Here is a 6,930-nt window from a genome sequence, read left to right as displayed (position 1 = left end):
AGGGATCAGTCAGCATATTTGTTGCTGAAAAACCGCATTCGCGAGCAAGCCCGCTCCCACATTTTTATCCGGTTTCGTCAGTTATTGTGCAAACAGGACTTTCTGCCCTTCCGGCGACGTAAACATCCCATCCCCGTTATGCCCCACCCCCGGCACCTCCACCAACCGATGCCCCAACTGCGGATGCCGCTGCTTGAGGTAGTCAAAATAGTTGTGCCCACGAACCAACCGATACGCCCCCTGGGTTTCAGCCTCACAGCCTTTGTCCAGCGCGTGATGATTCGGGTCGGTGTCCTGCTGGCCCAGCAGGTAAGTGATGTCGCGTGACGCGTAAGCCTGTTCAAGCTGCGCCGGGCTCTGGCCCTTGGCGTAGGCCGGCAAGTTCTGCATGCCGTATTTCCAGTCGTTGAAACCTGGGCAACTGGCCGCATCGAACTTCACTGGCCGCTGCGGGCTGAAGTAGGCGTAGGACGAAGGGTTCGCCACCACATACCGCAGGCTGATGCCTTCGGTTTGCAGCTTCGGATGGTCGTGGCTGGTGAGGGCAAAGCGCTGCACCACCTGGCCGCCACCGGAATGCCCGGCCACCACGATTTCCTTCAGTGCCGGGAACAGATTGCGGTTGCCCAGGTGCTTGATGATTTGGTCGAGTGCGCCGTAGGAACTGATGTGGCCCGGGCCGGTAGACGGCTCGCCGGCCATCCAGCCGTTGTCGGTCCAGCGCAGGATCTGGTGGTCCAGGTGCTCGTGCTGCGCATCCGCCTCGATCAGAAAGCGCGGGGCAATCACCAAGGTGCTGGCGCCTTGTCCTGCATTTCTGGCGGCCTTTTCCCCACTTTCCAGGTAGGTCTGTGCATCACGCAGGCGGCCGTGCACGATGATTAACGCACGGGTCACGTCGGGTAGCGGTTGGCGCCAATCCTGGCTCAGGCCGACGCTGAGGTCGCCGGCCGCCAGGGGGAATCGATCAAGACTGGCTTCCTTGGCGCCGTGTCCGGCGGCCAAGGTTGAACAACTGACTAACAGGCCCAGCAGCAATCCCAATCGTTTATTCATTTAAAGGCTCTTGGCGGAGAAGGTATCGCATTGAGTGATCTGGCCCTGGGCGAAGCCGGTCTTGAACCAGCGTACGCGCTGCGCCGAGGTGCCGTGGGTGAACGAGTCTGGCACCACGCGGCCCTGGCCCTGTTGCTGCAAACGGTCATCGCCGATGGCGTTGGCCGCGTTCAGGGCTTCTTCGATGTCGCCGGGTTCCAGCCAGTTCAGGCGTTTTTGCGCGCGGTTGGCCCATACACCAGCGAAGCAGTCGGCTTGCAGTTCCTGGCGCACCAGCAGGCCGCCGTCGCCCTGCATCTGCCGGCCCTGCTGGCGTGCGGCCTGGATCTTGGCCGAGATACCCAACAACGTCTGCACATGGTGCCCAACTTCGTGGGCGATCACATAGGCCTGGGCGAAGTCGCCAGCGGCTTGGAAACGTTGGGACATTTCCCGGAAGAAATCCAGGTCCAGGTACACCTGCTGGTCCGCGGGGCAATAGAACGGGCCGCTGGCCGACGTGGCCCCGCCGCAGGCGGAATTCACCCGGCCACGGAACAGGATCAGTTTCGGGTTCTTGTAGGCCAGGCCGTTTTCCTGGAACACCTGGGCCCAGGTGTCTTCGGTATCGCCGAGCACCGCGCGGACAAAATCCGCCTGCTCATCGTTGGCCGGTGGCGCCTGGCGCGTTTGCGTGCTGACCGACGGCGCCTGTTCCATCTGGCCGGTGAGCTGGCCGAGGATCTGCAACGGGTCCTGGCCGGTCAGCCAGCCAATGCCGACGATCAGCACGATGGCGGTCAGGCTCAGGCCCTTGCCGCCGCCAAAGCGCATGCCGCCACCGCCGCCACCACTGTCATCGCGGGCATCCACCACGTTGTCGCTGCGTCGGCCTTTTTTCCATAGCATGGGGGCAATCCTCTCGGTGAACGGTCCTACAAGTAAGTGGGATGAGTATGGACGTTATTAACGGCAGTAGCCTTCGCCAGTTGCCACGATCAGGCAGTCCTTTTTGTCCGCCAGCCACTTCAGGCCGGTGGCTTCGCCGTCGCCGGCGCGCAGCAGTTGCGGGCCGTCCGGGCGGGTGAAGGCGATGCCGTCTTCGGCGGCTTCACCTTTGAAGGTGCCCGAGTCGTCGGCGTCGAGGCCGTATTGCATGGTGAGGAGGTAGTGCCCACGGCCGATGCTGTCGTCCTTGGCGATGGTCAGGTGCAGGCCCTCTACACCCATCCACTTGCCGACCCATTGGTCGGTGGGCGGGGTTGCCGGCACCAACGTTGCTTGCACGGAGGCGGGCGCGGGCTTGGGGGCTTCCTTGGCTTCCTGGTTGCAAGCGGCAAGCAGGGCGACGGCAGACAGAATGAACAGGGTTTTTTTCATAGCGGCAGGCCTTGGTTAAAAAGTGTGCAACGTACGGGCAAACGTGGGACGTTGGACTTCAATCCCGTGATTTAGTGCGCTGTTCGCACAGTGTTTGGTTATGCTCTTGGGGCAGACGCAGGCCCGGCTGCTAGATTACCGGGTTGAGCAGCCCGCGTTCAGCCCGTCATGCAAGAGAACTCAATGACCGTCAGCACTCCCCTCTCCGGCGTCAACCACCCCTTCAAAGGCATTTTGCTGATTGTGGTGGCCACTTTCCTGTTCTCCAGCCACGACGCCTTGTCCAAATACCTCGCCGGGTTCTACCCGATCGTGATGGTGGTGTGGGCGCGCTACCTGGTGCACACCTTGCTGATGGCCGGGATTTTCCTGCCGCAATCGGGCCTGCGCGTGCTGCGCAGCAAACGCCCGGGCATGCAGGTGGTGCGGGCGTTGTGCCTGTTGGGCACGAGCCTGTTCTTTACGGCGGCGCTGCATTACATCCCGTTGGCGGAAGCCACGGCGGTGAACTTCCTCGCGCCGATCCTGGTGACGGCGCTCTCGGTACCGCTGCTCGGCGAGCACGTCACGCGCGGCCAATGGCTGGCGGTGATCTGCGGGTTTGTCGGTGTGCTTATCATCATCCACCCCGGCGGCGAGCTGTTCACCCCGGCGGTCCTGCTGCCGCTGTGTTCGGCGCTGTTCTTCTGCTTCTACCAGTTGCTCACGCGCATCCTCAGCCAATACGACACGCCAACCACCAGCAACTTCTTCGCCGGCCTGTGCAATACCTTGGTGATGAGTGCACTGGTGCCGTTCTTCTGGCAGATCCCGACGCTGTGGCACGGCGTGTTGATGCTGGCCCTGGGCACCTGCGGGATGACCGCGCACTTGCTGTTGACCCAGGCGTTCCGCTTTGCGGCGCCGGCCTTGCTGGCGCCGTTCGGCTATTGCCAGATCGTGTTTGCGGGGTTGTTGGGCTGGCTGGTGTTCAACCATACCCCCGACGTGACCACGGTGGTGGGCATCGGGGTGATCTGCATGAGCGGGTTGGCCGCTGCCTGGCAGCAGCGGCGTAGGTAGATTCAGACGTCTACGGTAGGAATCTTGCGCGGGGCCATGAAGTACATCCAGGTCAGCGCAATGAAGTACATCGCCGGGATCAGGGTGAACAACACGGTGTAGTTGTTGTTGGTCACGGTGAGGATGTGGCCGACGATCTGGGTCATGAACATGCCGCCGATGGCCGCGCACATGCCGCCGAAGCCGAACACCGTGCTCATCATGTGCTTGGGCGTGTAGTCCATCACCAGGCTCCAGATGTTGGCGGTCCAGGCCTGGTGCGCACCGATGGCCAGGGAGATGGCAAACACCGCGACCCACAGTTGGCTGGAACCGGCCGCCATGATGACGCCGACGATGCAGCAGGCGAACAGCAGCATCGACAGCAAGCGCGCCTTGATCGAGTTCATGCCGCGGCCGATCAGGAACGACGACAGAATCCCCCCACCCACACTGCCGAAGTCGGCTGTCAGATAGATGATTATCAGCGGGATGCCCATCTGGGTCACGTTGATGCCCAGGTTGTATTGCTGGTTCAGGAACGGCGGCAACCAATACAGGTAGAACCAGAACACCGGCGCGGTCAGCGCGTAGGCAATGGCGAAGGCCCAGGTGCCGCGCATGCGCAGGATTCGGCTGAACGGCACGCCCGGTTGTTCCGGTTCGACTTCCCGTTGCACGTAGTCCAGTTCCGATTGCTTAACGCTCGGATGGTCTTCCGGGTTGTAGTACTTCAAACCCCAGAACACCAGCCAGATCGCGCCCAGCGAAGCCATGCACAAGAACGCGGCTTGCCAGCCCCACACGTGCAGGATCAGCGGCAGCAGCATGGGCGTCATCATCGCGCCGACGTTGGTACCGGCGTTGAAGATACCGGTGGCCACCGCACGCTCGCCGGCGGGGAACCACAGGCGGGTGGTCTTGACGCAGGCCGGGTAGTTGGCGGCCTCGGTCAATCCGAGGATAAAGCGACAGACCATGAAACCAACGGCCGAGGTGGCCAGGCCGTGGGCGCCGGTGGCCAGGCTCCACAACAGCACGGCGCAGAAGAACACGCGTTTGACGCCGACCCGGTCGATCAAGCGGCCTTGCAGCACAAAGCCGATGGCGTAGCCGACCTGGAACCAGAAGTTGATGTTGGCGTAGTCCATCGCCGTCCAGCTCATTTCCTTGGCCAGGATCGGTTGCATCACGCCCAGGGCGGCGCGGTCGATGTAGTTGAGGGTGGTGGCGAAGAACACCAGGGCCAACATGCCCCAGCGAGTCTTGCCCACGGCCATGGCGCCGCGGATCTTGTCGCCGATGCCGGCGTGCGGGGTGCCGGGGCGCGCGGCCAGGGCGGAATTTTGCAGAGGCATGAGGTCGTACCCGTTTTTTGAAATTTTTATGGTGTGTTCTGGGTCAGGTTGCGTCGTTGATGGTGCGCAGCGGCTAAAAAATCGTCAATTCGCCAAAGCGGCTTAGTGTTCGATAATCGCACCAAAAACTAACCGGTTCGTACATTTTAATTGCTGTGGGTAGACTGGGGGCGAATAATTTGGCGCAAACAATAATTGCCGGGAGTCGCCCCATGCAACGTTCCATTGCCACCGTTTCCTTGAGCGGCACCCTGCCGGAAAAACTCGAAGCCATTGCCGCCGCCGGGTTTGATGGCGTGGAGATCTTCGAGAACGACCTGTTGTATTACGACGGCAGCCCCCGTGAAGTTAGGCAAATGTGTGCCGACCTGGGGATTGCCATCACCTTGTTCCAGCCGTTTCGCGACTTTGAAGGCTGCCGCCGCGACCGCCTGGCGCGCAACCTGGAGCGCGCCGAACGCAAGTTCGACCTGATGCAGGAACTGGGCACCGACCTGGTGTTGGTGTGCAGCAACGCCTCCGCCGATTGCGTCGGCGATGAGCGCATATTGCTCGACGATCTCAGCTTGTTGGCCGAACATGCTGGCCGCCGTGGCTTGCGCATCGGTTACGAGGCACTGGCCTGGGGCAAGCATGTGAACACTTGGCAGCAGGTGTGGAACTTGGTGCGCCAGGTCGATCACCCAGCCCTCGGCGTGCTCCTCGACAGCTTCCATACCTTGTCGCTCAAGGGCGACCCGAGCGGCATCGCGCAGATCCCCGGCGACAAGATTTTCTTTGTGCAAATGGCCGACGCGCCGATCCTGGCCATGGACGTGCTGGAGTGGAGCCGGCATTTCCGCTGCTTCCCGGGGCAGGGCGAATTCGACCTGGCGGGCTTTCTTGCGCCGATCATCCAGAGTGGCTACACCGGGCCCTTGTCCCTGGAGATTTTCAACGATGGTTTCCGCGCCGCACCGACCCGGGCGAATGCGGCGGACGGCCTGCGCTCCTTGCTGTACCTGGAGGAGAAAACCCGCGAGCGCCTGCAACAGCAAGCACCGGCGCAACCGGTGGAGATTCTGTTCGACACGCCTGCTGCTAGCGAATACGACGGCATCGAGTTCCTCGAGTTTGCCGTGGACGAAAGCCTCGGCGCCAAGCTGACCCACTGGCTCGAACGCCTGGGCTTCGTCAAGGCTGGCCAGCATCGTTCCAAGAGCGTGAGCCTGTTGCGCCAGGGCGATATCAACCTGATCCTCAATTGCGAACCTTATTCCTTCGCCCACAACTTTTTCGAGGCCCACGGCCCGTCGTTGTGCGCCACGGCGCTGCGGGTCAAGGACAGCGCCAAGGCCCTGGAGCGGGCGGTGGCCTACAAGGGCCAGCCCTATCGCGGCTTGGTCGGCCCCAATGAGCTGGAACTGGCCGCCGTGCGTGCGCCGGATGGCAGCCTGATTTACCTGGTGGACCCCAGCGAAGGCACGCTGTACGACACCGACTTCAACCTGCAAGCCGCGCCGCCTGCCGGTGGTGGCTTACTGCGCATCGACCATATGGCCATGGCCCTGCCGGCCGACAGCCTCGACAGTTGGGTGCTGTTCTACAAGAGCCTGCTGGATTTCGAGGCCGACGACGAAGTGGTGTTGCCCGACCCGTACGGTTTGGTGAAAAGCCGCGCGCTGCGCAGCCGTTGCAGTTCGATCCGCCTGCCGCTGAATATTTCCGAGAACCGCAACACGGCGATTTCCCACGCGCTATCGAGCTATCGCGGCTCGGGTGTGCACCACATTGCCTTCGACTGCGCGGATATTTTCGCCGAGGTGCGCCGGGCCAAAGACGCGGGCGTGCCGCTGCTGGACATCCCGCTCAACTACTACGATGACCTCGCGGCGCGCTTTGATTTCGACGAGGAGTTCCTCAGCGAGCTGGCGTACTACAACGTGCTGTACGACCGTGATGCCAACGGCGGTGAGCTGTTTCACGTGTACACCGAGCCGTTCGAAGGGCGGTTCTTCTTCGAGATCATCCAGCGCAAAAATGGTTATGCCGGCTACGGCGCAGCCAACGTGGCGGTGCGCCTGGCGGCCATGGCCAAGTCCCGCAGCGGTGCGGTACGCCAAGCGCGGTTGTGAGC

Annotated in this window: 6 protein-coding genes; 2 read left to right on the top strand and 4 right to left on the bottom strand. The window is 62.2% G+C overall.

From position 1 onward, the window contains the following. Positions 1-81 precede the first annotated feature (81 nt). The 3 genes from NUV89_RS13890 to NUV89_RS13880 are packed head-to-tail and all read right to left on the bottom strand — an operon-like array spanning position 82 to position 2,415. Positions 82-1,056 carry an alpha/beta hydrolase gene (locus tag NUV89_RS13890; protein ID WP_257781761.1) on the bottom strand — a complete coding sequence of 325 codons (975 nt, stop codon included), beginning with the start codon at positions 1,054-1,056 and terminating at the stop codon, positions 82-84. Continuing rightward, positions 1,057-1,944 (bottom strand): neutral zinc metallopeptidase, encoded by an 888-nt coding sequence (locus NUV89_RS13885; protein WP_257781760.1) that lies wholly within the window; start codon positions 1,942-1,944, stop codon positions 1,057-1,059. A gap of 57 nt (positions 1,945-2,001) precedes the next feature. Further along, entirely contained in the window at positions 2,002-2,415 is a 414-nt protein-coding gene (locus NUV89_RS13880) for a membrane lipoprotein lipid attachment site-containing protein (RefSeq protein ID WP_257781759.1), read from the bottom strand. Between the two features lie 183 nt (positions 2,416-2,598). Here NUV89_RS13880 and NUV89_RS13875 point away from each other — a divergent pair, with 183 nt between their 5' ends. Beyond that, a complete protein-coding gene (locus NUV89_RS13875) occupies positions 2,599-3,477 on the top strand; it encodes a DMT family transporter (RefSeq protein ID WP_017737396.1) in 879 nt (292 codons plus the stop codon). A 2-nt stretch (positions 3,478-3,479) separates the two neighbouring features. Here NUV89_RS13875 and NUV89_RS13870 read toward each other — a convergent pair whose 3' ends face one another. Then, entirely contained in the window at positions 3,480-4,814 is a 1,335-nt protein-coding gene (locus NUV89_RS13870; protein WP_017737397.1) for an MFS transporter, read from the bottom strand. A 212-nt stretch (positions 4,815-5,026) separates the two neighbouring features. Between NUV89_RS13870 and quiC the strand changes: the two genes are divergently transcribed. Then, complete coding sequence (gene quiC, locus NUV89_RS13865; protein ID WP_257781758.1) at positions 5,027-6,928, top strand: 3-dehydroshikimate dehydratase QuiC; 1,902 nt, start codon at positions 5,027-5,029, stop codon at positions 6,926-6,928. Positions 6,929-6,930: the final 2 nt, after the last annotated feature.

It is taken from the genome of Pseudomonas sp. 18.1.10 (assembly GCF_024655625.1).
GTDB lineage: Bacteria > Pseudomonadota > Gammaproteobacteria > Pseudomonadales > Pseudomonadaceae > Aquipseudomonas.
The sequence above is the reverse complement of the archived record's forward strand: the minus strand, read 5'-3'. Positions and strand labels throughout refer to the sequence as shown.